Here is a 24,255-nt window from a genome sequence, read left to right on the forward strand (position 1 = left end):
CAGGCCCGGTGACAACACCCCCCGGATCATTGGTGAGACAGGGGCACTGAGTCATGCCGGGCCCGGCGACCGTGACCCCTCCCTACGGGGTCACCAGCAAGGTAACGGGGAGACCCCATCTGCCGGGGGCAGGGTCAGAAGGGGCGGTATTCCTGACGGCTCATGAAGGCACCGTGTCCCGTCGTTGTGTTCCAGCAGGTCAACCCCTCGAAGGCCGAGGTGCAGGCGAAGCTCCCGAACGTGGCGGAACGCCCGTACTGCAGCACCGTGACGCCAGGCCAGGCGGAGTCGGGGACGTCATTTTGCAGGCGGGTGGTGGGGCCCGCGGGAGCATCCAATGCGACCCACATGTAGCCGTCGTCCGCCGGCTTCCAGTCCTGTTCATGGACAGCGCAGCCGGCCCGCCCGTCGACGGTGAAGTCACAGCCGATGTTGCCGGTGGGCGTGCGTAGGGAGGCTGCAGATGTCCCATAGCCCACGTCGCGAGCCTCGAGCCTGATCGCGCCACTCGGTACCGGGCGGGCAGCGGAGGCCGTCGTGACCACCGGGGTCGTCGAGGCCGGCGCGGAGCCGGGGGAGGCGGGGGAGGTGATCCCCGCTGCAGGCGACGCGTTGGCGGAGGACACGTTGGTGGAGGACACGGCGGCTGAGGACACGTCGGCTGAGGACACGGCGGCGGGGACCGAGCTGGAGGATGAGGCGGGCTGGACCGTGCTCGATGCCGGCGTGGCGACGTCCCGGGCCTCGAAGGTGACGCTGTCCTGGCCGCAGGCCGCCACCAAGGGGACGGCGAGCACGGCGAGCGTGAAAGGCGACAGGTGGGTGCGACGAGGCACCGGGGGGGCTTCCTTGTCCGGGAGATGGCGCGGACGGCCGCTGTCAGGCGACGGCGAAAGGCCATGACGGGGGGTCATTGACGTGCAGTCTTTCGCGGCTGGGGGTCCGTGGACGCCGATCGACTGCTCGATTCAGAGGGGCTTCAGCGACGGCCCCTAGACTTGGGCCATGACCGAATCTGCCAAGCACGTCGTCGTCGCCGCCCCGCGTGGATACTGCGCCGGAGTCGACCGCGCCGTGATCACCGTCGAGAAGGCGCTGGACATCTACGGTGCCCCCGTCTATGTGCGCAAGCAGATCGTGCACAACAAGCACGTCGTGGAGACGCTCGAGCAGCGGGGAGCCATCTTCGTCGAGGAACTCGACGAGGTTCCCGCCGGTGCCACCGTCGTCTTCAGCGCCCACGGCGTCAGCCCGGCCGTGCACGAACAGGCCGCCGAACGCCAGTTGAAGACGATTGATGCCACCTGCCCGCTGGTCACCAAGGTGCACCACGAGGCCAAGCGATTCGCCAAGGACGAGCTGCCCATCGTGCTCATCGGCCACGCCGGTCACGAGGAGGTGGAGGGCACCATGGGAGAGGCGCCCGACCACATGACCCTCGTCCAGCACCCGGATGACGTCGACCAGGTGGAGCTGCCCACGGACAAGCCAGTGGTGTGGCTCAGCCAGACCACGCTCAGCGTGGACGAGACCATGGAGACGGTGGACCGGCTCAAGGAGAAGTTCCCGCTGCTGCAGGCTCCCCCGAGCGACGACATCTGCTACGCCACCCAGAACCGCCAGCAGGCGGTGAAGGAGATCGCCGCCAACTCGGACCTGGTGATCGTCGTCGGGTCCTCCAATTCGTCCAACTCCGTCCGGCTGGTGGAAGTAGCCCTCGAGGCCGGCGCCAAGGCCGCCTACCGCGTGGACAATGCCTCGGAGATCGACGAGGCCTGGCTGGATGGCGTTGACCGCATCGGCATCACCAGCGGCGCCTCGGTGCCGGAGGTGCTCGTCGACGGAGTTCTGGAGTACCTGGAGGGGAAGGGATACCCCAAGGCCGTGGAGGAGCGGATCATCGAGGAGTCGCTGACCTTCGCACTGCCGCCGGAACTGCGCAAGGACATGAAGCAGCGCGAGCAGGCCTGACCTCACGCCGACACCCGCAGGAACACACCGCGACGACGGCTCCCTCCCACGGCGGAGGGAGCCGTCACACGTCTGCCGACGAATTCAGTCCGCAGACGGATGGCTGAGCGCACCCGACGCAGTTGACTGGTGCCATGGAGAACACGATCGCGCATGACCTGATGTTGCTCGCCCTCAAGCCCTCGGACGGCGGGCGACGCCAGACGGCATCTCTCAGCTACGCCATTCCGGCGGTGCTCCTGGCCGAGCTGGCCCTTGGGGCCGCGCTCTCATTGAACGGAAAGCAGGTCACGGTGAGTGGCCAGCACGACGGACAGCTTCCGGAGGCGCTGCGGCGCACCCTCGACGCAGCTCGTCAGGCGGGGGATCGCAAGCCTCGCGTGCTGGTCCAGAAGGTGCGCAAGGGCAGCGACATCGGGGTGCTGGATGACCTGGTGCGAGCTGGTCAGGTTCGCCGCTCCACGCGCACGGTCATCGGTCTGTTCGACTCCACCAAGGAGATCGCCACCAATGCTCACGCGGTGCGTCAACTCGCCGACCAGACGCAGCATGCGCTGCGGGCCGGAACCACCGACCAGCGCACCCTCGTCCTGGCCTGGGGGCTGCGCATCGCACGGCTCGAGAAGCAGGTGCTCGGAGACGACTACCGTCAGCTGCGCAAGCAGGCCGAGCGGATGTGCGATGCCGGCGCGCTCCCGGACGTCGTCCTGGAGGTCCTGCGGGGAGGCCTCAAGGCGAGGGAGGCGATGGAGTCCTCGGCGTCGTCGACGGCGGTCGTCGCCAGCTCATAGTCCCCGACGGGAATCCGAGCGTGCTCAGATGAGGAATCGGTAGAAGGGCGAGTCGGGGGAGACCACCTCGCTGGTGATGCCGGAGGCCGTCATCCGTGCCATCAGCTGCGGGTAGGTGGCCGGATCGCCCAGCTCGATGCCCACCAGCGCCGGACCGATCTCACGATTGGACCGCTTCACGTACTCAAAGTAGGTGATGTCGTCGTCGCTGCCGAGCACCTCGTCGAGGAAGCGGCGCAGCGCGCCTGGCTCCTGGGGGAAGTTGACCAGGAGGTAGTGCTTGCGCCCCTCCTGGATGAGGGAACGCTCGACGATCTCGGCATAGCGGGAGACATCGTTGTTGCCGCCGCTGACGATCGCCACCACGCTCTGGCCGGGCTCGACGCTCACCGCCGGGGTGTGCGTGGAGGAACGCAGGGACGCGGCGGCCAGCGCACCGGCAGGTTCGGCGATGATGCCGTCCACCTGGTACATGGCCAGCATCTCCGTGCAGATCTCCCCTTCGGGGACGGTGACCAGTTCCACCTCGGCGGCCTGCACCAGGGGGAAGGTGAAGTCACCCGCGCGACGGACCGCGGCCCCGTCGACGAAGGTGTCAATGGTCGCAAGTTCGACGGGTTCCCCCGCTGCGCGTGCGGCGGCCATGCAGGCGGCACCCGCGGGTTCCACTCCGACGATCCGTGTCCGGGGATGGCGATCCAGCCATGCCGCGCAGCCAGCCAGCATGCCGCCACCGCCGGCGGGTACGAGCAGCACGTCGGGCACATGGCCGAGTTGTTCGACGATTTCCCGCGCGACTGTTCCTTGGCCAGCGGCGGTGCGGGGATCGTCGAAGGCGGAGACCATGGTGGCCCCGCTGCTGGCCACGTACTCCTTGGCGGCAGCGGCTGCCTCGTCGTAGGTGTCACCCGTCACCACCAGCTCCACCCACTCGCCGCCCAGCGCGATCATCCGGTCGCGCTTCTGGCGGGGGGTGGTGGTGGGGACGAAGATGCGGCCCTTGATGCCCAGTCGTGCGCAGCTCCAGGCCACGCCCTGACCGTGATTGCCGGCGGAGGCGCAGACCACTCCGGCTGCGCGTTCGGCGGTGGGCAGTTGGCTGATGAGGTTGTAGGCACCGCGCAGCTTGTAGGAGCGCACGGGCTGCAGGTCCTCTCGCTTGAGCCAGACCTCGGCTCCGGTCGCCTCGCTCAGGCGCGCATTGCGCTGGAGCGGGGTTCGTACCGTCACGCCGTAGAGCCGGGTGGCTGCGTCGTCGACGAAATTGGCCAGGTCTGCAAGGGAGGTCACCGATTCATCCTAGGCGGGTTGCTGGACGATGCCTCCCGAGGCCGTCAGCTGGACCGCCGGGCATCGTGACCCGTTGGTGGGAGGGTCTCGGGAGCCACCAGCTCGTCGAGCGTCGGTTGCGTCCGGTGCAGTTCCGAGCGCTCGGGGAGTGCTGCTGTCCCACCTGCTGCTGCGGTGGAATCCGGTGCGCTGGTGAGCTCCGGCGCAGTGAGCGGGCGCGGTGTCTCCTGCACGGGCTTGCCGGGCGGCAGCTCCGTGTGGGTCACCTGCAGATCATTGAAGCGGCGGGCGGTCACCATCACGCGGCTCTCCAGGGATCCCAGCGTGGAGTTGTAGGCCCGCACGGCCTGGGCCAGGCCGCGACCGACGCCGTCGAAGTGCTGCCCCATCCGCGCCAGCCGCTCGTGCAGTTCGCGCCCCAGTTCGGCCACCTGGGCGGCGCTCTCGGCCAGGGCAGCCTGTTGCCAGCCATGCGCCACCGCCCGGAGCATGGGGATCAGGATGCTCGGAGTGGCCAATGTGATGTTGCGTCGGGCCGCATACTCGTGCAGATCGGGCATCTGTTCGTGTGCGGCCTGCAGGAAGGCCTCGCTGGGCATGAACAGGATCGTGAACTCGGGGGTGTTCTTCTCCAGCTTCCAGTACTGCTTGCTGGACAGCTGGTCGATGTGGGTGCGGACGTGGCGTGCGAAGGTGGCCAGGTGTGCGTCGCGCAGGTTGTCATCGGTGGCCTCATAGGCGTCCAGGAAGGCGCTCAGCGGCACCTTGGAGTCCACGAACAGGACCTTTCCGTCGGCCAGGTTCACCCGCATGTCGGGGCGCTGCACGCCATCCTCGGTGGTGGTGGAGGTCTGCACGTCGAAGTCGCAGCGTTCCACCATGCCCGCCAGCTCGGCCACCCGCTTGAGCTGGGTCTCGCCCCAGGTGCCCCGCACCTGCGGTTTGCGCAGGGCGCTGACCAGCGAGTTGGTCTCGCGACGCAGGTTCTCGCTGGTGACCAGCACTGAATTGATCTGTTCGCGCATCTCCGCGGTAGCGCTGGCCCGCTCGCGCTCCACCTGGTTGATCCGCTCATTCATCAGCTTGAGGCTCTCGGCGACGGGGGTCATCAGGTCTGCCGTGGCTCGCAATCGGGCTTCTGCCGCGGCGTCGGCCTGCTTGCCCTGCCGCTCGAGGCTCTCGTGGGAGAGCACCTTGAAGCGATTCTCGATGGATTCCCGGTCCGCAGCCAGTTCCTCGGCTCGGGCAACTGCGGCATCTCGTTCGGCGATGACGCCCGTGAGACGGGCCTGCACATCGGCCTTCTCCCCGAGGGCCTGTGCTGTCTGCGCATTGGCCTGGGCCACCTGGGTCTGCGCATCCGCGACGTCGGCCCGAACGGTGGCAGCCTCGGCCCGCATCCGCTCCGCCTCGGCCCGCGCTCGTTCCAGGTCTGCACGTACCTCCGACATCTGGTTCCAGGCCTTGGCAGCGTCGGCGCGCAGGGTGGCTGCTTCGGCGCGCGCCTCGGACACGGCGCTCTGGCCCGAGGCCTCCAGCGCTGCCCGACGCGCACGAGCGACGAACGCGCTGGTAGCGACGCCGACCAGCAGGCCGACGGCAAGCCCCGCCAGCAGCATGACGATCGAGGTGGTGTCCATGGCGTCCACTGTGCCCCACACCCCTGACAATTTTGCCGCACCATGCCCCACCAGCGCGGCCCGCGGTGGTGTTGGCCGTGACAACGGGGGATAATGCCGGCATGCCCAGTGACGCTGCACTCGACTTCATCGGATCCTTCGCCGACTTCGTGACCGCCTCGCCCACCAGCTACCACGCGGTGGCCGAGATGGCCGAGCACTTGCGGGCAAGTGGTTTCGTGGAACTGGATGAGCGTGAGGCGTGGGGCGAGATCGCCGGTGGACAGTTCGTGGTCCGCGACGGCGCGCTGATCGCCTGGCTGGTTCCCGAGGGGGTGGACGAGAACTCGGGCTATCGGATCGTCGGATCGCACACCGATTCGCCGAGTTTCAAGCTCAAGCCCAATCCCACCTGCACCACCGTCGGCTGGCAGCAGGCCGGCATGGAGGTCTACGGCGGTCCGCTCAACAACTCGTGGCTTGACCGTGAACTCGGCCTGGCCGGGCGTCTGGGCACCGTCGACGGCCAGGTGCACCTGGTGCGCACCGGCCCCATCGCCCGGATCGCCCAGCTGGCGCCCCATCTGGACCGCAGTGTCAACGAGAGTCTGCACCTGGACCGTCAGCGCCACCTGATGCCCTTCTACTCGCTCGACACCAGCCTGGACATCGAGGAATACCTCTGCCGCGTCGCCCACATCGACGTCAGCGATCTGGCGCACCATGACGTGTACGCCTACCCCACGGAGGCCCCTGCCGTCTTCGGACCGGACCAGGAATTCTTCGCGTCCAGTCGGATGGACAACCTGTCCAGCGTCTTCGCCAGTTTGCGTGCGCTGATGGACGTCGCGCCGGGGAGGGATGTCCCTGTGCTGGCGGCCTTCGACCACGAGGAGGTGGGCAGCTCAACACGCTCGGGTGCCTGCGGTCCATTCCTCGAGGATGTCCTGGTGCGCCTCTCGGAGGGGCTCGGTTTCGTGGGTGCCGCACATCGGGCGGCCCTGGCGCGTTCGTCCTGCCTCAGTGCCGACGCGGGACACGCGGTGCACCCCAACTACGTCGAGATGCATGACCCGAACAACCACCCGCAGCTCAATGCGGGCCCGCTGCTCAAGATCAATGGCAACCAGCGCTATGCCACCGATGGAATCGGCGCTGCCCTGTGGAAGCGGGCCTGTGAGCGGGCCGATGTGCCCACCCAGGCATTCGTCGGGAACAATGCCGTTCCCTGCGGTTCCACGACTGGCCCGCTGACGGCGACCCGGTTGGGCATCACCACCGTCGACGTGGGCATTCCCCTGCTCAGCATGCACTCGGCGCGCGAGCTGTGTGGGGTGGAGGATCCCTGGTACTTCAAGCGTTCCCTGGAGGCCTACTGGGCGGGTGCTTGATCGCCCGGAAAGGTCAAGTCCTGTCCAGTCTTCTTCAGAGGATTTTCCGGGACAGGTCTGGCGTGTTCACGCCCCCGTGCTCCAATATTGCTCTTCGCAGGGACGTTGACGGCAACTTCCCGCGATGCGGGAGAGATGAAGCTGTCAGGGGCCAAGGTCATGGGTCCAGTGATGCGCGGGTTCGAAGTTCTGTGCCCGGGGCGCGTCCACGCGATGCGGATGGACCAACTCCGGCGTCAGGGCAGGTTGGAGTGGGGTCGGGCCACCTACGGCACACCCACGGTGCACACCTTCGAGGATGACGAGACCCGTCTGGTCGTCGGCTCCTTCACCTCGATTGCCAAGGATGTCTCGATCCTGCTGGGAGGCAATCATGCGACCGACCGGGGGACCACCTATCCCTTCCGGATCATGTGGCAGACCGGTGGGCCGTACGACGGTTTCCCCAGTTCCAAGGGTGACGTGGTGATCGGCAACGACGTGTGGATCGGGCACCGCAGCACCATCGTCTCGGGAGTGACGATCGGGGACGGCGCGATCGTGGCAGCCGGGAGCCTGGTGGTGAAGGATGTGCCGCCCTACACGATCTGCGGGGGCAACCCGGCCAAGCCACTGCGCAGCCGCTTCCCCCAGGAAATCGTCGACGAGTTGCTTGAGCTGCGGTGGTGGGACCTGCCCGACGAGACCATCAGGGGGCTCATCCCGGTGCTCAGCGGATCTGACACCGACGCCCTGCTGGCGGCCCTCAGAGCAGCACGCGGGCTCTGAGCGCCTGGCTGGGTAGTGGGCGATCAGCCCCCGAAGCCGCTCTTGGGGGAGACGTCATCCTTGTAGCTGTCCATCGTGTCCGTGCGCAGGTGCTTGGACAATTCCGCCATCTGTTCCTGGCTCATGTTCACGATGGACATGCCGCCGGGGCCGGGCCCTGCCGAGGTCCAAGGCGCCGTCAGCATGTCGATGTTGCGGCCCCGCACGTCTCGCATGCTCACTGCGATGGACTGCATCTGGTTGGTGGTGAAGGACTCGTCGACCACCATGTTGCTGGTGCCGGCGTCCAGGAAGTTCGCCAGCTTCGTGGGATTGGTCAGAACGTCGCGCGACAGCCCCTTGACCAGCACCGCTCGGATGAACTGCATCTGGCGCTGGCCACGGCTGATGTCGCCCTGGCTGAGGGTCTTGCGTTCCCGGACCCAGCGCAGGGCCTCCTTGCCGTTCATGGTCTGCGGCCCGTCGTCAGTGGGCAGCGAGACCCCGCCGATGGCGTCGGTCATGGTGACGAAGCCCTCGAAGTCGGTGACGGCGACGTGGTCCACGGGCACGCCCACCAGCGGCTGGATCGTCTGCACCAGCAGGGGCGCGCCACCGACGGCGTAGCTGGCGTTGATCTTGTCCTTGCCCTGACCGGGGATGTCGACGTAGAGGTCTCGGGGGAAGTGGATCAGGTCCACCTCCTTGCGGTCGCCGGAGACGTGGGCGAGCACGATCACGTCGGCCCGGGCCGCGCCGCCCGTGGCCTTGTCCGTGCCGATCACGAGGAAGTTCAGCGAATTGCCGGCCGACTCCGGGCGGGTGAGGGCAACGCCCTTGAGCACGGTACCGGGCTGGTCGTCCGACATCCGGGGCAGCAGGGTGCCCTCGTGGACGAGCATCGGGCGTCCCTTGGCATCCACCACCTGGCCCTTGGCATCCACACGCAGGGTCGATGCATCGATCGGCTGTCCCTGGTCGTCCACCAGGAGGGTGCCATCGGGCCCGATCACATTGCCATCGGCATTCGGCGGAACCATCAGGGTCTGGCTCGTGCCGGCCGGGAGCAGAGCCTGTCGCTCCACATTGGAGTCCACCGTGCGACGCAGGTTCCACAGATACCCACCCACCACCAGACCCAGGACCAGGACCAGCGCCAGCACGGCCAGTGCGAGACGCTTGAGCCAACGCCCGGCACCGGAGGAATGGCGGGCGGGGAGATCCGTCGGATTCGCGTGCGACATGGACAGCAGGATAGGCCGGGCGGCATCAAGGGGCCGGTAATGACGAACCCGGAGCCGCCGCGTCGTGCGGTGGCCCCGGGTTCTGCCTGGTGTGGCGTCAGCTGACCATCAGCTCCGCCATCTTGTTCTGCAGATCGTCGACCGAGTTGATCTGCATCGCCTTCTGATTTGTGGCCTTGGCGATCTTCTGCAGGGTGGCGAAGTCCGCATCCGGTCCGAGTGCCACATAGGTGACCTTGATCTCGCGGGTCGGATCGGGCTCCTTGGGCAGGGCCTCCATCAGCTGGTCGTAGCTGACCTCGCTGTCGGCGTCCTCGTCACGGCCATCGGTCACGACGACGATGCGGTTGGTGAGGCCGTTCTGGTAGTTCTCGACGTTGTAGCGCCACGCGGTTGCGATGGCTTGGTAGAGCGGGGTGCCACCGCTGACCTCGTGGTTCAGTTCCAGCAGGGCGTTGCGGAACTTGGGGCGTTCCTTGCGCCACTCCTTGGTGGTGTCGAGCTGCAGTGGGACCTCGACCTTGATCACGGGCTTCATGGCCGCGTCATTGGTGGACCGGAAGGTGATCAGGCCATTGGCCATGCCGGGCGGCCAGGCATCCCAGCTGCCCAGCGCCAGGCCCGTCAGGGCCTCGATCCGCTTCGGACCCCCGGGGCCGAGCGGTTCGGCCATCGAGCCGGACGCATCCACCACCAGCAGGGTGGAGGTGCGCTTCTGCATGAGCCCAAGGGCCTTGCGGGACATCTCCATCTGCTGCACGACATTGGGCTGGACATTCGGCAGCTTCGCAGGCAGGCCCAAGGCCTGCAGTCGGGCTGCGTCGGGCGAGGCCAGTGCCGTGTCGACGCCGGACTTGGCCAGGACCTCTGCGCCCGCCTTGCTGGTGAGCCAGGTGCTGAACTTGTCCAGTGTCCTGTTCTCCTCCGGGTTGGCCATCACCAGGGTGAGGCCCGTGCGGGTGTCCAGGAAACTGGCGCCGAGCTTGGTGTCGGAGGTCAGGGCCTGGGACAGGGTCGTCACGCCAGTGCGGGGTCCAGCGGGTGTGTTGCCGTTCTCATCCGACGGGTTGGGGGCCAACTGCCCGATGACGTCGGCCAGCTCGGGGCGGGCCACCAGCCGCTGCTCCACCTTGGCCATGTTCAGCTGGTCCTGGGTGGCGGCAACGGGATTTTCCGGCATGGCGGTTCCTCGTCCGGCCTGCTGCATCAGACTGCCGAAGGCCGCGGCGCCGGCCACGGTGGTCTGCGGGTTGGGCAGGACGAGCTTGAAGTGCCCCCACTCCTTGTGTCCGTAATCGGCCCAGGTGTTGTCCAGCGTGATCATCTTGCGCAGCGTCTCGCCCTGGAGCCCGCCGGGAATGGCCTTGGCGGCCTCGGCCTGGGTCACGACGACCAGCGGCGAGGAGCCGACCTTGGTGTGCTTGGCGTCGCGGACCGTGGCGTCGCTGGCGGTCTGCAGTGAGCTCAGGTCCTCCGGGAACCAACCATCGGCCTCACCCAGGCCATTACGTGCTACGACGCTCGAGAGCTGGGGTGTCACGTCGAGGGGGCGGCAGTCCTTGCCCAGGCTCGAACCCCAGGCATCGGCCGCGCTCTGGACTGTGGTGGCCCAGGCCGGGTCAACCAGAACAGAGGCCTGCTCGGGACATCCGCGGCCCTGATCCCCGGTGGCACTGCGGCCCGGCTGCGAGAGCGCGAAAACCGTACCGGCGATGGCCAGTGTGGCGACGCTGGCGCCCGCGATCAGCAGTGGACCACGGAGTTTGGCCCCCGTGCTCTGCGGCAGCGCCCGCTTAGGTGCTGGTTTGCTCATGATCTCCCCCGAGGTGTGGACAGGACTGCTTCAAGGATAGAACCCCTAGTCAATTGCGTGCCGCCCGGGTCAGTCGGCCTGATCAGACGAATTCTGCGGTCTGGGGGCTGGTTCGCCCGCATTCCTCTCGTCATCCTTTCATGGACGCGCGTCCATATTAGGGACTGCATCGGTGACCAACTAGGCTGTGCCAACGTGGCACTCACCATTGGAATCGTAGGTCTCCCGAACGCGGGCAAGTCGACATTGTTCAATGCCCTCACGCGCAACAATGTCCTGGCGGCGAACTACCCGTTCGCGACGATCGAGCCGAATGTCGGCGTCGTCGGCGTGCCGGAACCCCGTCTGGCCGAGCTGGCCAAGATCTACGGATCGAAGACCCTGATCCCTGCCACCGTTAGCTTTGTGGACATCGCCGGAATCGTGAAGGGCGCCTCGCAAGGGGAAGGGATGGGCAATGCCTTCCTCGCCAACATCCGCGAGGCCGACGCGATCTGCCAGGTGACCCGCGTCTTCGTCGACGACGACGTGACCCATGTCGACGGCACCGTGAACCCGGCCAATGACATCGACACCGTCACCACTGAACTGGTGCTGGCAGATCTGCAAACGATTGAGAAGGCGCTGCCCCGGGTGGAGAAGGACTCGCGCATCCGCAAGGAGCTCAAGCCGAAGCTTGAGTCGATGATCCAGGCTCAGGAAGTCCTCAACTCGGGACGCACCATTTTCTCCGCAGGTCTGGACACCGAACACCTTCGCGAACTGATGTTGCTGACCGCCAAGCCCTTCATCTATGTCTTCAACTGCGACCAGGACGAGCTGGCCGACGAAGACCTCAAGCAGAAGATGCGAGACGTGGTTGCCCCCGCCGAGGCGATCTTCCTGGATGCCAAGTTCGAGTCCGAGCTCACCGAGATGGAGGAGGACGAGGCTCGCGAATTCCTGGCCGAGTCCGGCGTCGAGGAGCCCGGTCTGGACGTGCTGGCCCGCGTCGGCTACGACACCCTGGGCCTGCAGAGCTACCTGACCGCCGGCCCCAAGGAGTGCCGCGCCTGGACCATCAAGAAGGGCGCCACCGCGCCCGAGGCCGCCGGCGTGATCCACACCGACTTCCAGAAGGGCTTCATCAAGGCCGAAGTCATCAGCTACGAGGACCTCGTCGGGCTCGGCTCGGTGAAGGCCGCCCGCGAGGCCGGCAAGGCCCGCCTGGAGGGCAAGGACTACGTCATGCAGGACGGCGACGTGGTGGAGTTCCGCTTCAACGTGTAGCGGGAGCTCCGGGCAGTTTGCGTTCAGACCACCCGCGGGTAGTCGATCGTCAGCAGAGTGTCGTCGCGAACGTCGCGCAGCACGCTCTCGCTGAGTTCTCCGATGCCGATGCCTCGAGCTCGGGAGGGCACCACATCGTCGTCCTCGGGGCTCCAGGCTCGGAGCACAGCGACACGCGATACGTTCGCGACGTGGTCCGGCATGTCACGCAACCACCCGAGCCACGCGTCGGCTTCGATCTCACCGTGGACCGGCGCGTCGTTGCGACGCCCGATGAGACTGTCGCAGTCACACATCCGGCTGGTCAGAGTGAACACCACGGACGAGCCTCGGACTCGAGGGGAGGCTATGCGCATGGTGGTCTGCACGGGCGGCATGCCCAGCCTGTCCTCAGTGAATCGCTGGAACTCCGAAGTGAAGGCTGCGGCGTTGATCGCCCACAGATTGGTGGCGCACATGCTCCCCCCATCTTATGCTCTCGATACGCGACGGAGAGGCCTATCCGTGACGTAATGCGGTGGAGTTCAGGTTCAATGTGTAGTTCCGGTTTGGCGTGATGGCTTGAGCCGGGGCCTGAATTGCGGTTGCGACCGTTTCTCGGCGGGTGGGATGCTGCTGGGATGACGACACCGACTGGCTGGGCGAACGACGATGTGGTGATTGCCAAAGCGATGGAGCTTGCGGCGACGCTGGGTGATGACCAGAATCACACGGTCGCTGCGGCTGCGATGGATCTGAACGGCAACATCTACGCCGGGGTGAATAACTATCACTTCAATGGGGGTCCGTGCGCTGAACTCGTCGTTCTTGGCATAGCGGCCAGCGCTCACGCGGGGCGGTTGGCGACCATGGTTGCTGTGGGCGATGGCGGACGTGGCGTCATTTCGCCGTGCGGGCGCTGTCGTCAGGTGATGCTGGATCAGCACCCTGACATCTGTGTGCTGGTGCCCAACGATGACCAAGTCCGTTCTATTTCCGTGCGTGAGTTGCTGCCATATTCCTATGCACAGCCGGACGAAGACCCGGACCGTTTCGTACGATTCAGCCGCCGTTATCTCGACGATGTGCTTGCTGGCCGCAAGACGAGGACTATTCGTTACCGGGATCCGGTGCCCTTGGGGCTGACTACCTTTGTCTTTGAGGACGGGGAGCATCTCGGCTTCGTGACAATGTCTGGTGTCGTCGACGACGTGCGTCCCATTCGGATGTCGGATTTGGATTCCGATTACCAGGAGGGCCTCCGCGGCCACTACCCGGATATGCCTGCGGATCCGCAACTCACCGAGGTGCGCTTTCACATCTGATCACGTGTGATCGGTGAGCAAACCACGCCGAAGTCGGCGAATCCGTGCCTACGGGCGTGCGCCCTAGAGGTTTGGTACGTGCGTGAACTAGGGGAGCTCAAGGTTGCGCCGGTTGCGCCGAAGAAAGCATGATGCTGGCCGGTGCAATCTGGTCCGGGATCCCGACTGCCACGAGTGACATTTAGGTTGTTGTCATGGCCATGACGTGGGAGCAGAAGTGCCAGCTCAAGTCCGAAGAGCCGGTTTAATGTGTAGTGGAGGTCTTGTCGACGATCTGCTGCGGAAAGTGATCACTGTGTTCGGGACCAGATGATTTGTACCGCGGTGGTGAGAATTGATCCATAGTTCATGATATTGATCTGGTGGTCGCCCACGGGCATCATCCCGCTGCCAGTCCGTTCGACAAGTGCATCAGAGAGAGCCTCAGACTGAGTGCGCTCGAGTTGTGCAAGGTGGAGTTGTCGGCACTGTGCCGAATGATCATCTTCACGGCGGGGTGGAGGGTGCGTATTCGATTTTTGGGAGAAACGGCTGGCTGGCAGTCGATGGCGCGGAGATTCCGATCACTGCGGGGCACTTTATTGCGATCACCCGGGAATTCACGCGGTTCGTCGAGGCTGGAAGCGACGACGGTGGTCGCGTTGTCGTGCGTGCCTGATCGATGGCCTATCCCTAAGATGATTCTGCTATGGACGTGGTGAGCTTTCGATTCGCCGCCTAACCTCTGAAAATGGCGAGCCACACAACAAAGTTCCTGGGCGTCATATCAGTTGTATATCCTTGAGAATATGCCTTGGAGTTCCTGCACCACATCGTCAGCATCTTCGGCATGGAGCTCACGCAGAGCTTCAAGATTGGTGGTGCTCTCGCAGAACTCGATTGCCGTTGCGACCTTGTCTCTGCCCGCGTTCGTCCGGCAGTAGGTCTCGAGGTCGCCCCGGCGCAGAACGTATACATTCTCGTCGGCGAGAGACGAGATCACGGCATCGCGCGCAGAGGAGATCTCCTCCGAGGACGGATTTGCGAGTTCGTTCAGCTTGGCATCGCCATTGCCGGCGTCGAAGAGCTCGCTCAGCGTCTCATCCAGGAGGCGGGCGACGTTATCGCTAGGAGCGTCGCGCCAATCAGACAGGTGGGACTGCGCGGCAGACCACAGCTCGCTGGCATTTCGGCGGCCGGTGATGCTCCGCACTGTCTTGCTATTAGGTTCGCTAGGATCAGAGATCATTTCGCCGATCAGTCCCATCAGCCTCGAGTGCGCAGCTCGGGTCTCCCCGTCTCGGGTCAGTTGCTCAAAGCCGCGCACGAGGGCGTCCAAGTCGGTGATGACATGGATCGGGATCTTGAAGCTGGAGAAGAACTCCCTGTAGCGCTTGATGTTCCCCTTGCCGTCGATTTTGACGAACATGATGTTCTTGTCGATGTCGTCCCAGTCCTGATTGATCAGTCGCGCCAGATGTGGATAGGTGAAGGTGTCGCTGTCACCTTCGACCAGGACGACGCTCTGCGCGAAGAATGCGGCTTCGTTGTTCTCGTGTTGCACGATCTGGTAGGCGTCCCGATGGCCGATCGTGAGGTCAACGGGGTGCGCTGATACCCCATCATCGGTCTTCTGGAGCCGGGCGAAGCCCTCCGTCCCTGGGCGGAAGAACCCTGGGGAATGGGTAGTGGCCAGCACCTGGTGTTCGCTCGAGAAGGTGCCCAGGGCCGCCATAAGCTGGCGCTGAGCACGGGGGTGCAGGTAGAGCTCCGGCTCTTCGAAGAGCAGGACATAAGAGGGGCGCGGGGACTCTGATCGCGTATCATCGCTCAGGCCGGTGCTCCGAATGCTTGCGTACGCTCGGAGCAGGGCGAATAGGACAGTCCGTTTGAGGCCATCGCCCTTGCTGGAAATGGAGCCCTCGTGCCCGTCGTCGACGCGCAGCTCGGCACCGGATAGCAGCATGGATAGCGTCGGTGCGGGCACGTCCATGCGGAGTGAGACGCCGGGAAAGCTCGCGCGGACGAACCCTTCGATCGTCGATTCAATGCGCTGGACGGCCTCAAGTCGGGCGTCGACTTCCAAACCGTCGTCATTCAGAGAACGGTTGAGTTTCTGATACACGGAGCGGAACTGATCGTTGATGTCGCTGAACTGGTCCGCTACTTCGTCGAAGAGCAGTTCGAGGAGCTTGCTGAAGGCCGAAGTCCCGGTAGATTTCGCTTCCACGGAAGCATCCTTCACAGCTTCGATGTAGATCACGGACGGGAGGAGTGGCTTGACGGACTGTGCGATGCCCGTGGGGTATGCGGTGGGTGTCTCTTCCAGTTCCTCGGGCGGCAGCTGCTCGACCAGTTTAGCCCACGCGTCCTTGACGTGCTGCTGAGTCGGGGCTGCGGGTAGTGCGTCTTCCATCGGGGGCAGTAATTCGACGACCGCTTGACGGAGCTGAGCGCCCTTCTTTCCCTTGATGGTCGAAGCCAGTGATTCTTGGCTCCATGACGGGTCGCTCGGGCCAAGCTTCAAGTACCTAGATTCGGATTTCCCGTCGATTTCCTGCGCGCGAACGATCGTGAGCACGCCGCCCCTGAGCATTTCGCGCACCCGGTCTCGATGCGTCTCGTTCACCCTTCGAAGATCTTCCTCGTCGATCCCCTCGATGCTTAGTTCCACGCTCGCCGGAAGTTCAGGGTTCCGGAAATCCTCAGCGCTGAGCTTCTTGTCTTCGAGGACGTACTGGATCGCATGGAGCACGGACGACTTCCCTGCGTTATTCTCGCCAATGAGGCACCCGAGCTGGGGCAAGGGGAGCTCAGTGTCGCTGTGGGCGCGGAAATTCTTGATCCTGACATGGGTGAGGCGCACGGGAAGCTCCTAGTTTCGGGTCTGCTGGCGGCCTCGAAAAGATGTGCGTCCGGCTCGCGCCTTCAGCTGTATCATCGATGCCAGCGAGAAATCCAGCCTACCAAGCGAGGGGAGCGTCGATCAGGGACCGACGCCGCGCATGCCTTTCGGCCGGCGGGGGCGAACAGCTGGCCGACGCGGCGATGAAGCGGGCATGTTCCGTCCCCGTCACTGCTCGTATCCTCGGTATGACCAGATGGTCACCGGCTACGGAACGCGGTCGAGTTCAGGTTTAACGGCTGACGTTATTGACGCATCGCGTCATGTCTGGCACTGTTGAGTGGTGATCAGATCCTTCGGCGACCGCGACACGGAGCTCGTATGGCTGCGTGAGCGGGTGCCGAGGATCGATCCGAGGATCCATAGGACGGCGAACCGAAAGCTGCATCAGTTGGACGCTGCCGTGTCTCTCGCCTCGCTTCGGGTCCCTCCGGGGAATCGCCTCGAAGCGTTGAAGGGTGACCGCAAGGGTCAGCACAGCATCCGGATCGACGATCAGTGGCGGATCTGCTTCGTGTGGACCGAGGCTGGCCCGGAGAACGTGATCATCGAGGACTACCACTGAGGTGCACCATGACTGAGAAGCTCTACGCGCCGATCCATCCGGGCGAGGTCCTGATGGAGGACTTCATCGAGGGGTTCGGCATCACACAGCACAAGCTCGCCGTGTCCATCGGCGTCCCCCCACGGCGGATCAACGAGATCGTGCACGGCAAGCGGGCCATCACGGCCGACACGGCGCTCCGGCTGGGGCGGTACTTCGGGGTGGAGCCGCAGTTCTGGCTCAACCTGCAGTCGCGCTACGAGTTGGAGCTGGCGGAGGAGCGTGTGGCCGAGCAGGTGGCGGAGATCAAGCCGTTGCAGGTCGCGTGAACTCTCGTAGACGACTGGCTGTCGGGGCGGGCCTGGTGATGGCGGGGGTGGCGGGTGTCGAGGTCTTCGCTCGGGTCAGGACTCCGAAACTGTGCAGCCCGTCATCTGGGAATTCCTGGCTGATCCGCGAAGCCGAGGAGATTCTTAGGTGTTCGCACGGTCCTCGAGAACGGGCCAGTATTGCGGTGATCGACAAGGGCGTGGTCCGTGAAGCGCATTTTGGTGCTGATCGGCACACGCAGTATGAGATCGGTTCGATCACCAAGACGATGACGGCTTCGGTCTTCGCCGACATGGTCGAGCGCGGTGACATCAGCCGACGAGCCCAGTTGGGGGCCTTCCTTGAACTGGAGGGAAGCGAGGCGGCTGGCATCAAGCTTGAAGAGCTTGCCATGCACACAAGTGGGTTGCCTGGCATGGCAAGGACGTGCCGCAACATCTCTGGTCTTGTGCTCTGGCCCCTGCTCGTGCATGACCCCAGCGCGTCTGTGACTCTCGAGCGTCTGATCGCGGACGCGCGACGGTCGAATGTGGGGCTGAAGGAGTATGCCTACTCCAATCTCGGGTACTCCTTGCTCGGCTAGGCGCTGGCTTGCCAAGCCCGGACGAGTTTCCCGCGGCTGCTCGAGGAACGGTTGTTCGCGCCATTGGGTATGGTCGACACCTTCGTTCCATCAGATCCAAAATTGCTTCCAGCCGATGCGTCGCGCGGCTACTCGGTCATGTGGGGGAGGCGGTCTGCGCCTTGGACCTTGGGTGCTGAAGCGCCCAGTGGAAGTGTTCGATCGACTCTCGCTGACATGACCCGATACCTCCAGGCGCTGCTGGACGGCACTGCGCCTGGTGCGAGTGCGATGGAACCGGCCGCTGTCGTCGACGGCGGTCTTCGCATCGGCTACGGCTGGCATATCGACCAGGACTCACTGGTGTGGCACAACGGCATGACTGGTGGCTTCAGCAGCTGGATGAGTCTTTGCCCCAGCCGTGCGCGGGGCGTGGTCGTGCTCAGCAACACCATGAACTCGGTGGATGACCTGGGGCGGGCTCTGGCTGGCGCGTCCTTGGGCGTATCGGGCATGAGCTAGGGGCACATGATCGCATCATGGCCCTTTCCATCGGAACGCGGTGGAGTTCCGCTTCTCGAACTGAACATTTGGGAGCGCCCCTTGGTGCCGGGTGGGGGCCTCAGCTGTTGTGCAGAGTTGCGGTGATTGTTCCATCGCCGAGTGCTCGGCGCAGGCGGTCGGCGTCCAGGTTGATCCGGCCGATCCGGGTGAAGCGCCAGGTATTGGTGCCGTAGTAGATGGCGAGCTTGTCGCCCTGGTAGAGGATGACGTCGCCCGGTTGAGTGGCGATCTGCTCGTCGTTGGTGGGCAGGCGCTGGGGGAGCGTGCCGACCTTCTCGAACCCGCCGTAGTCCTCCATCGTGAGCTCGAGGCCGCCTTCCCCGGCGAGGTCTGTCAGCGCGCGCGCCGACGAGTTGTCGGTGAGCCGGAGTTCGAGGTCGTGCCCGTTGACGGTGACGATCATGGTGGATTCCTCCTCGGCGTCGGTGGGTGTGCCCGGCGCTGATGGCGACGGGGCGGCTGTCGAGCTGTGTCCGCTGGCGGGGTGTGTGTCCGGTGGGGTTGTGCCGGTGCAGGCGACGACGTGTGACCCGGCGATCAGAGCGACCGCGATGCGGGTCGAGCGCCGGAGGAGGTGCTTGGCGGCGAGGGTCATGGTGTGATGTCGCGTATGTGGCGCGCGGGGACGCCGACCGCGACGGTGTTGGGCGGGACGTCCTTGGTGACGACCGATCCCGCGCCGATGACAGCGCCGTCGCCGATGGTGACGTCGGGCAGGATGGTCACGTTCGCTCCCAGCCAGACCCCGCGCCCGATACGCACGGGGGCAGGGTGCATGTCGGCGCGGCGTGCCGGGTCGAGGTCATGGTTCAGCGTGGTGATGACGGCGTTGTGCCCGATGAGCGCGTCGTCGCCGATGTCGATCCCGCCCTGGTCCTGGAAGCGGCAGCCGCTGTTGAGGAACACCCGCTCTCCGAAGCGGATGTTGCGGCCGAAGTCGGTGGTCAAGGGCGGGAACATGCGGAACGAGTCGGGGACCTGTCGCCCAGTGAGGGCGCTCATCAGCTCCACCACTTCCTCGGGGTCGTGGAAGGTGCCGTTGATTTCGGCAGTCAGGCGCAGGGCCTCTTGGCTGGCGGCGTGCATGGCCTGATGGTGCGGTGACTCTGCGCGGATCGTCTCGCCGGCGTCGAGGGCGGCCAGCAGCGCGTCCAGACCGTCGATGACGGCGGACGTCCACCGGTGGCTCTGGGGCTGGTGGGTGTCGTCAGTCATGCTGTGCCTCCAGGTGGGTGGTGAAGAACTGCTCGATCTGGTCGAAGGGGATGGCGTGGGAGTCGCCGCCGTCGTAGAGGTCGACGTGGCTCGCACCTGGAACGATCACCAGCTCCTTGTTCCCGCCCTTCAGGAGCGCGAAAGCGTCCTCGCCCATGTAGCGGGAGTGCGCCTTCTCGCCGTGCAGCACCATGACCGCATTCTCGATCTCGTCGGCGAACTGCAGCAGGTTCGTATTCATCCACGACAGGTTCGATGTGGTGTTCCAGCCGTCGGTGGAGTTGCCGGACCGCTCGTGGAAGCCGCGCTCGGTCTTGTAGTACGCGTGGTAGTCGACGAGGAACTGCGGGGCGTCGGCAGGCAGCTCGTCCGGGACGCCCCCGGCGCGCTGGGAGTCGCCGGCGGCATAGTCGGCCGTTCGCTGCGCGGCGAGCGTACGCCGGGCCGCCATCCGCTGCTCGGCGGAATCCTCGGAGTCGAAGTACCCCTTCGTTGCCACCCTGGTCATCACATATGACGTGGACGCGAGGGTGGCCTTGATCCGCGGGTCGAGGGCGGCAGCATTCAGGGCGATGCCGCCCCAGCCGCAGATTCCGATGATGCCGATGGCCTCAGCCTCGACGTCGTCACGGGTCGCGAGGAAGTCGACGGCCGCGGAGAAGTCGTCGGTGTTGATGTCGGGGGAGGCGACGCGGCGGGGCGTGCCGCCGCTCTCGCCGGTGTAGGAGGGGTCGAAGGCGATGGCGAGGAATCCGCGCTCGGCCATCGTCTGGGCGTAGAGGCCGGAGGCCTGCTCCTTCACCGCGCCGAAGGGGCCCGAGACGGCCAGGGCCGGCAGGCGTCGTGCGGCGTCCTTCGGGCGGTAGGCGTCTGCAGCCAGCTCGATGCCGAAGCGGTTGTGGAAGGTCACCTTCTCGTGCTCGACCTGGTCGCTGAGGGGAAAGGTCTTGTCCCAAGCAGCGGTCAGCTCAAGGGTGGTGGCGGTCATGGTGGCTCCTCTTAGGATCGGAATGCCGTACAGTGACCACTGTAGAAGTTGAAGTGAACTTGAAGTCAAAAGGGGCGCTGGATGGGACTTGCGATCGGTGAGGTGGCCAAGCGGCTCGGGGTGCCGACGTCGACGCTGCGCTACTACGAGGCGGAGGGGCTGTTGCCCGCGGTGGGGCGCACCTCGGGTGGTCGTCGCCAGTACTCGCAGCAGGATCTGGAAGCGTGCCGGGTGATCGAGTGCCTCAAGCGATCCGGTCTGAGCATCCGGCAGATCAAGGACTTCATGGACATGGTGGCCCAGGGCGACGCAACGCTGGAAGGACGGCGTGACCTCTTCCAGGCCCGCAAGGAGAGCGTGGAGCAGGAGATCCGGGAGCTCCAGCGTGTGCTCGGCGTGCTGGAGTTCAAGACCTGGTACTACGAACAGGCGGCAGGGGCGGGGACGGAGGCCGCGGTCCGATCGCTGCCCGTGGAACAGGTTCCCGAGCGGCATCGCCCCGCCCAGGCCTATCTGGCCGGCACTTCCGGGGACGTGCCTCGCTGATGCCTGCTGGATGATCAGGAGTCGACCCTGGAGCGCAGGACGTTCGGTACGTGCCTGAACTCGGTGGAGTTTCGCTTCAACGTCTGACCGCCTGCATCGCGTGTCGGTTTTCCACCCAGTTCCGGGGGGAAACCGACACACTTCACAGCACCGGCCGCTGATCGTGGCGGGCCCTCCGTGCACCGGGGGCCACCATGGAAGAATCCACGGGTGCAGCAGACCGAGTCCTGGCAGGCAGAAGCGCAGGTCCGTGCGTGGCAGCGACGGGCCGTCGTCGTGCTCTTCATCGCGCAGGCCATGGGAGGGCTGGCGGTCGGCGCCGGCTCCAGCATGAACTCGCTCGTGGCCTACGAGGTCACCAGGGATGAGTCGCTCAGCGGCATCGTGCGCATCGCCAATGCCATCGGTGCCGCCATCGTCGCAGGTCCGCTGGCGTGGCTCGCAGTTCAGCGTGGACGACGCGGGGCACTGGCCTCCGGCTGGCTGCTGGCCATGGTGGGTGGACTCATCACGATCGCGTCCCTCTCGCGGCACAACCTGCCCCTGCTGGTGGTTGGATCGCTGCTGTTCAGCGCTGGTGGGGCAGCCAACCTCCAGATGCGGTTCGCGGCCACCGATATGGAGGAGCCGACGCGTACGGGGCGCACGCTCTCGCTGATCGTGTGGGCGTCCACCATCGGCGCCGTGACCGCGCCGCTGCTGGCGACGCCCCTGGCCAGCCTTGCCCAGGGCCTCGGCTTGCCCGACCTGGCCGGTGTCTACCTGTTCACCACCGTCGGGTTGGTCGCCACCCTGGTCTTCCTGCTCTGCTTCCTGCGCCCCGACCCGATGCGCGTCGCACAGACCCACGGCGAGTCACCGCGGGCAGGAAAGGCCAGGGCAGGTGGGGCCGAGGTCTGGCGACAGCTGTGGGCGATCCCGCTGGCCCGGCTGGCCGTCGTGGCGGCACCGCTGAACCAGGCGGTCATGGTGGCCGTGATGGTGCTCACCCCGGTCCACATGCACCAGAACGGCCATGGCCTGGGTGCCGTCAGCCTCACCCTGAGCCTCCACATCGCGGGCATGTTCGCCTTCTCGCCCGTGGTGGGCTGGCTCTCGGACCGACGGCTGGGCACCGTGGGCTGCATCCTCGTGGGGGTGGCGATCCATGTGGTGGCCCTGGCCTGCTGCGCGCTGGCTGGCCAGACCATGGCGGTGCTCAACCTGGGCCTCTTCCTGCTCGGGTTGGGCTGGAGCTTCGCGTCGGTCTCGTCCTCGGCGCTGCTGGTGGCCTCTGCTCCCGTCGAGATCCGGGCGAAGGGGCAGGGCACCCTGGATGCCCTGGTGAACCTGGGCGCGGCGGTGGCTGCGGGCGTGGCGGGGCCGGTGATGATGGCCGCGCAATATCAGGGGCTGGCCTTGATCTCCGGGGCATGTCTCGTGCCCATCGTGTGGATGGCCGTGCGGGCGCTGCGCACCGCGTGAAGGGGTGGTCGGACTTCAGGCTGGCGTCCGTGTCCGCGGGTCGCTGCCTGTGTCGGCTCGCGGCTTGAAAGGATGCAGCATGAGCGATCTGTTTGATGAGCGCATGGGTGATTCCGCCCCGGTGCCGATCGAGGAGCTGACGGCCATGAGCTTCGAGACCGTCGAGGATGCGCGGCTGTGGGTTGCGGTGCAGGAGTACCGGATGGCCAAGGACATGTACGAGGCGCACCAGCAGTCACAGCAGCAGGATTGATGCCCGTGCTGGGCCGACTCGCCAGAGGGTGATGATCGCCCCTGGCGAGCCGGTCTGACGAGCCGGTCTGGCGATCAGCCGTTCGTCGAGCCGGGGCCACCCGGGCCACCCGACGGGGGCTGGCCCACTCCGGGGGCGCCACCGGCACCTTCCGTCATGCCACCCACCGAGGCGGCCTCGGGTTCGGTGGTGGGGTCGATCGGCACGTCGATGGTCACCGTGAAGCCCTTGTCCACGGAGCCCTGGATGGTGGGCAGCTGCTGCTCGTAGCCATCGGAGAAGACATTGTCCGTGGCCAGGGTGACCTGGCCAAGGTTCTGGGCCGAGCCGGCGTAGGCGTCCAGCGCATAGGCCGCGCTCGCCTGCTTCTCGGGGATCGCGATCTGGGAGGTGAGGATCGCGTTCGTCGCGTCCGTGATGTCCTTGATGCTGCTGAAGACCTCGAAGTGCACGTGCGGCCAGCGGCCGGTGTAGCAGCCGGGGATGATCGAGGTGAACGTGACGGTGCCGTCATCGCCGGTCACCTGGACACCACGCAGCCAGGTCTCGCCGGTGACGCCGTCGGAGTACATGGAGTACTGCCCCTGGGCATCGCAGTGCCAGGCGTAGACGGCGGCGCCCACCATGGGGGCATTGCCATTGGACATGTCGAGGACGCGCATGGTCAGGGTCATGAGCACGCCCTCGACGGCCTTGTCCGAGCCGATGCTCGTGGTCAGGTCGGAGCGCTCGATGCCGGACTCCTCGAGGACATCCGGGCCATTGGAGCCGTCGCCCGGGTAGGGGCCGGCGGTCTCGGTCGGCATCTCGGTGGCAGCCTCGCTCGACGAGCTGGAGCTGGCCGAGGCCGACGACTGGGACGTGCTGCTGGGCGAGCTGGATGCCGCAGAGCTGGTGGAGGAGGCGCTGGAGCTGGCCTTCTCCGAGACGCCACAGGCGGCCAGTGTCAGGGCACTGACCCCAGCGCCGAGGAAGCCAAGGGTCCGGCGACGGCTCATGATCGTCCCGAGGTCGAAGCTGGCGCCCTGGTCCTCCACGTCCTCGGTGGGGCGGCGCAGGGGGCGGCCCTCGAATTCAGGCACCGGGGCATTCGGGTCCCGAGGGCTGGCCCCGCCCTCGGTGGCCGAGGGGAAGGGGCGCTGGGGGTTGGCGTGCGGCGAAGGGCTCATCTGGGTCTCTTCCTGTGGATGTGGTCCGAGGGGAGTGTGGTTCGGGCCTGGTGGGTTCCGGACCGTCCCCTGGACGCTATTCACCCCGTCTGTGTGATTCGTTTGAACCACCTGTGAGCACGGGAAGTCCGCGGCCCGTTGGTCGAGGCTGGGGCCGGGCGTAGGTTGTTCGCAAGCGCGGGGCAGGTGCCCGGGGGGGTGTCCCTATGTTGCTCGTCAAGCGGCGAGGGGTATGGGTGAGGGTTCTGGCGTCGGGGCGGGTGCTCGGTAGGGCTCCCGGTTCTTGAGCATGGCGAA

The 24,255-nt window shown here is 65.8% G+C and carries 22 protein-coding genes and 1 pseudogene; 12 read left to right on the forward strand and 11 right to left on the reverse strand.

All coding sequences use genetic code 11. The annotated features are described in order from the left end of the window. Positions 1-134 precede the first annotated feature (134 nt). The gene (locus ACTQ49_RS13760; RefSeq protein WP_441828409.1) at positions 135-836 is read right to left on the reverse strand and encodes a hypothetical protein; all 702 of its coding nucleotides are present in this window, start codon (positions 834-836) and stop codon (positions 135-137) included. Positions 837-1,005: 169 nt separating this feature from the next. Here ACTQ49_RS13760 and ACTQ49_RS13765 point away from each other — a divergent pair, with 169 nt between their 5' ends. Both ACTQ49_RS13765 and ACTQ49_RS13770 read left to right on the forward strand, forming a co-directional pair. After that, positions 1,006-1,971: a 4-hydroxy-3-methylbut-2-enyl diphosphate reductase gene (locus ACTQ49_RS13765; protein ID WP_441828410.1), complete on the forward strand. Its 966-nt coding sequence runs from the start codon at positions 1,006-1,008 to the stop codon at positions 1,969-1,971. A 134-nt stretch (positions 1,972-2,105) separates the two neighbouring features. After that, positions 2,106-2,762 carry a GPP34 family phosphoprotein gene (locus tag ACTQ49_RS13770; protein WP_441828411.1) on the forward strand — a complete coding sequence of 219 codons (657 nt, stop codon included), beginning with the start codon at positions 2,106-2,108 and terminating at the stop codon, positions 2,760-2,762. Positions 2,763-2,786: 24 nt separating this feature from the next. On the opposite strand, the gene ilvA is transcribed toward ACTQ49_RS13770, so the two are convergent. After that, entirely contained in the window at positions 2,787-4,052 is a 1,266-nt protein-coding gene (ilvA, locus tag ACTQ49_RS13775; protein WP_441828412.1) for a threonine ammonia-lyase IlvA, read from the reverse strand. A 44-nt stretch (positions 4,053-4,096) separates the two neighbouring features. Continuing rightward, positions 4,097-5,692 (reverse strand): DNA recombination protein RmuC, encoded by a 1,596-nt coding sequence (rmuC, locus tag ACTQ49_RS13780; RefSeq protein ID WP_441828413.1) that lies wholly within the window; start codon positions 5,690-5,692, stop codon positions 4,097-4,099. 101 nt (positions 5,693-5,793) lie between these two features. Here rmuC and ACTQ49_RS13785 point away from each other — a divergent pair, with 101 nt between their 5' ends. Both ACTQ49_RS13785 and ACTQ49_RS13790 read left to right on the forward strand, forming a co-directional pair. Further along, complete coding sequence (locus tag ACTQ49_RS13785) at positions 5,794-7,062, forward strand: M18 family aminopeptidase (protein WP_441828414.1); 1,269 nt, start codon at positions 5,794-5,796, stop codon at positions 7,060-7,062. A 219-nt stretch (positions 7,063-7,281) separates the two neighbouring features. Further along, the gene (locus ACTQ49_RS13790; protein WP_441828415.1) at positions 7,282-7,830 is read left to right on the forward strand and encodes a CatB-related O-acetyltransferase; all 549 of its coding nucleotides are present in this window, start codon (positions 7,282-7,284) and stop codon (positions 7,828-7,830) included. Positions 7,831-7,853: 23 nt separating this feature from the next. Here ACTQ49_RS13790 and ACTQ49_RS13795 read toward each other — a convergent pair whose 3' ends face one another. Continuing rightward, complete coding sequence (locus ACTQ49_RS13795; protein ID WP_441828416.1) at positions 7,854-9,053, reverse strand: LCP family protein; 1,200 nt, start codon at positions 9,051-9,053, stop codon at positions 7,854-7,856. 97 nt (positions 9,054-9,150) lie between these two features. Further along, positions 9,151-10,866, reverse strand: coding sequence for a substrate-binding domain-containing protein (locus ACTQ49_RS13800; protein ID WP_441828417.1), 1,716 nt, complete (start codon positions 10,864-10,866; stop codon positions 9,151-9,153). A gap of 195 nt (positions 10,867-11,061) precedes the next feature. Here ACTQ49_RS13800 and ychF point away from each other — a divergent pair, with 195 nt between their 5' ends. Further along, positions 11,062-12,135: a redox-regulated ATPase YchF gene (gene ychF / locus ACTQ49_RS13805; RefSeq protein ID WP_441828418.1), complete on the forward strand. Its 1,074-nt coding sequence runs from the start codon at positions 11,062-11,064 to the stop codon at positions 12,133-12,135. Positions 12,136-12,158: 23 nt separating this feature from the next. Here the strand turns inward: ychF and ACTQ49_RS13810 are convergent, their stop codons facing one another. After that, complete coding sequence (locus tag ACTQ49_RS13810) at positions 12,159-12,455, reverse strand: hypothetical protein (protein WP_441828419.1); 297 nt, start codon at positions 12,453-12,455, stop codon at positions 12,159-12,161. Between the two features lie 300 nt (positions 12,456-12,755). Between ACTQ49_RS13810 and ACTQ49_RS13815 the strand changes: the two genes are divergently transcribed. Beyond that, complete coding sequence (locus ACTQ49_RS13815; protein WP_441828420.1) at positions 12,756-13,439, forward strand: hypothetical protein; 684 nt, start codon at positions 12,756-12,758, stop codon at positions 13,437-13,439. A gap of 766 nt (positions 13,440-14,205) precedes the next feature. Here ACTQ49_RS13815 and ACTQ49_RS13820 read toward each other — a convergent pair. Beyond that, the gene (locus ACTQ49_RS13820) at positions 14,206-16,284 is read right to left on the reverse strand and encodes an ATP-dependent nuclease (RefSeq protein ID WP_441828421.1); all 2,079 of its coding nucleotides are present in this window, start codon (positions 16,282-16,284) and stop codon (positions 14,206-14,208) included. Positions 16,285-16,660: 376 nt separating this feature from the next. Between ACTQ49_RS13820 and ACTQ49_RS13825 the strand changes: the two genes are divergently transcribed. The 3 genes and pseudogenes from ACTQ49_RS13825 to ACTQ49_RS13835 all read left to right on the forward strand — a co-directional run bounded on the left by ACTQ49_RS13825 (position 16,661) and on the right by ACTQ49_RS13835 (position 18,281). Beyond that, positions 16,661-16,888 (forward strand): type II toxin-antitoxin system RelE/ParE family toxin, encoded by a 228-nt coding sequence (locus ACTQ49_RS13825; protein ID WP_441828430.1) that lies wholly within the window; start codon positions 16,661-16,663, stop codon positions 16,886-16,888. 8 nt (positions 16,889-16,896) lie between these two features. Beyond that, positions 16,897-17,196: a HigA family addiction module antitoxin gene (locus tag ACTQ49_RS13830; RefSeq protein ID WP_441828422.1), complete on the forward strand. Its 300-nt coding sequence runs from the start codon at positions 16,897-16,899 to the stop codon at positions 17,194-17,196. A gap of 38 nt (positions 17,197-17,234) precedes the next feature. Next, a pseudogene (locus tag ACTQ49_RS13835) lies at positions 17,235-18,281 on the forward strand (serine hydrolase domain-containing protein). Positions 18,282-18,381: 100 nt separating this feature from the next. Here the strand turns inward: ACTQ49_RS13835 and ACTQ49_RS13840 are convergent. From ACTQ49_RS13840 to ACTQ49_RS13850, 3 genes are all read right to left on the reverse strand, one after another. Further along, the gene (locus tag ACTQ49_RS13840) at positions 18,382-18,726 is read right to left on the reverse strand and encodes a cyclophilin-like fold protein (protein WP_441828423.1); all 345 of its coding nucleotides are present in this window, start codon (positions 18,724-18,726) and stop codon (positions 18,382-18,384) included. Positions 18,727-18,914: 188 nt separating this feature from the next. Continuing rightward, positions 18,915-19,538 carry a sugar O-acetyltransferase gene (locus ACTQ49_RS13845; protein ID WP_441828424.1) on the reverse strand — a complete coding sequence of 208 codons (624 nt, stop codon included), beginning with the start codon at positions 19,536-19,538 and terminating at the stop codon, positions 18,915-18,917. Next, positions 19,531-20,526 carry an alpha/beta hydrolase gene (locus ACTQ49_RS13850; RefSeq protein ID WP_441828425.1) on the reverse strand — a complete coding sequence of 332 codons (996 nt, stop codon included), beginning with the start codon at positions 20,524-20,526 and terminating at the stop codon, positions 19,531-19,533. The genes ACTQ49_RS13845 and ACTQ49_RS13850 overlap by 8 nt, the downstream gene beginning before the upstream one ends. Before the next feature lie 81 nt (positions 20,527-20,607). Here ACTQ49_RS13850 and ACTQ49_RS13855 point away from each other — a divergent pair, with 81 nt between their 5' ends. The 3 genes from ACTQ49_RS13855 to ACTQ49_RS13865 all read left to right on the forward strand — a co-directional run bounded on the left by ACTQ49_RS13855 (position 20,608) and on the right by ACTQ49_RS13865 (position 22,789). Beyond that, positions 20,608-21,072, forward strand: coding sequence for a MerR family transcriptional regulator (locus ACTQ49_RS13855; protein WP_441828426.1), 465 nt, complete (start codon positions 20,608-20,610; stop codon positions 21,070-21,072). 210 nt (positions 21,073-21,282) lie between these two features. Continuing rightward, a complete protein-coding gene (locus tag ACTQ49_RS13860; protein ID WP_441828427.1) occupies positions 21,283-22,536 on the forward strand; it encodes an MFS transporter in 1,254 nt (417 codons plus the stop codon). 79 nt (positions 22,537-22,615) lie between these two features. Beyond that, entirely contained in the window at positions 22,616-22,789 is a 174-nt protein-coding gene (locus tag ACTQ49_RS13865; protein WP_441828428.1) for a hypothetical protein, read from the forward strand. A gap of 74 nt (positions 22,790-22,863) precedes the next feature. Here ACTQ49_RS13865 and ACTQ49_RS13870 read toward each other — a convergent pair whose 3' ends face one another. Next, positions 22,864-23,958, reverse strand: a complete 1,095-nt coding sequence (locus tag ACTQ49_RS13870) for a dioxygenase family protein (protein ID WP_441828429.1) — start codon at positions 23,956-23,958, stop codon at positions 22,864-22,866. Between the last annotated feature and the right edge of the window lie 297 nt (positions 23,959-24,255).

Source organism: Luteococcus sp. Sow4_B9, assembly GCF_052116585.1.
GTDB lineage: Bacteria > Actinomycetota > Actinomycetes > Propionibacteriales > Propionibacteriaceae > Luteococcus.

Excerpts from the sequence above, each read along its gene's own strand:
- ACTQ49_RS13865 (WP_441828428.1), top strand. The coding sequence starts at position 22,616 with ATGAGCGATCTGTTTGATGAGCGCATGGGTGATTCCGCCCCGGTGCCG.
- ACTQ49_RS13790 (WP_441828415.1), top strand. The coding sequence starts at position 7,282 with ATGGACCAACTCCGGCGTCAGGGCAGGTTGGAGTGGGGTCGGGCCACC.
- ACTQ49_RS13770 (WP_441828411.1), top strand. The coding sequence starts at position 2,106 with ATGGAGAACACGATCGCGCATGACCTGATGTTGCTCGCCCTCAAGCCC.
- ACTQ49_RS13840 (WP_441828423.1), bottom strand. The coding sequence starts at position 18,726 with ATGATCGTCACCGTCAACGGGCACGACCTCGAACTCCGGCTCACCGAC.
- ACTQ49_RS13815 (WP_441828420.1), top strand. The coding sequence starts at position 12,756 with ATGACGACACCGACTGGCTGGGCGAACGACGATGTGGTGATTGCCAAA.
- ACTQ49_RS13785 (WP_441828414.1), top strand. The coding sequence starts at position 5,794 with ATGCCCAGTGACGCTGCACTCGACTTCATCGGATCCTTCGCCGACTTC.
- ACTQ49_RS13870 (WP_441828429.1), bottom strand. The coding sequence starts at position 23,958 with ATGAGCCCTTCGCCGCACGCCAACCCCCAGCGCCCCTTCCCCTCGGCC.
- ACTQ49_RS13795 (WP_441828416.1), bottom strand. The coding sequence starts at position 9,053 with ATGTCGCACGCGAATCCGACGGATCTCCCCGCCCGCCATTCCTCCGGT.
- rmuC (WP_441828413.1), bottom strand. The coding sequence starts at position 5,692 with ATGGACACCACCTCGATCGTCATGCTGCTGGCGGGGCTTGCCGTCGGC.
- ACTQ49_RS13850 (WP_441828425.1), bottom strand. The coding sequence starts at position 20,526 with ATGACCGCCACCACCCTTGAGCTGACCGCTGCTTGGGACAAGACCTTT.
- ACTQ49_RS13830 (WP_441828422.1), top strand. The coding sequence starts at position 16,897 with ATGACTGAGAAGCTCTACGCGCCGATCCATCCGGGCGAGGTCCTGATG.
- ACTQ49_RS13800 (WP_441828417.1), bottom strand. The coding sequence starts at position 10,866 with ATGAGCAAACCAGCACCTAAGCGGGCGCTGCCGCAGAGCACGGGGGCC.
- ACTQ49_RS13845 (WP_441828424.1), bottom strand. The coding sequence starts at position 19,538 with ATGACTGACGACACCCACCAGCCCCAGAGCCACCGGTGGACGTCCGCC.
- ACTQ49_RS13765 (WP_441828410.1), top strand. The coding sequence starts at position 1,006 with ATGACCGAATCTGCCAAGCACGTCGTCGTCGCCGCCCCGCGTGGATAC.
- ACTQ49_RS13855 (WP_441828426.1), top strand. The coding sequence starts at position 20,608 with ATGGGACTTGCGATCGGTGAGGTGGCCAAGCGGCTCGGGGTGCCGACG.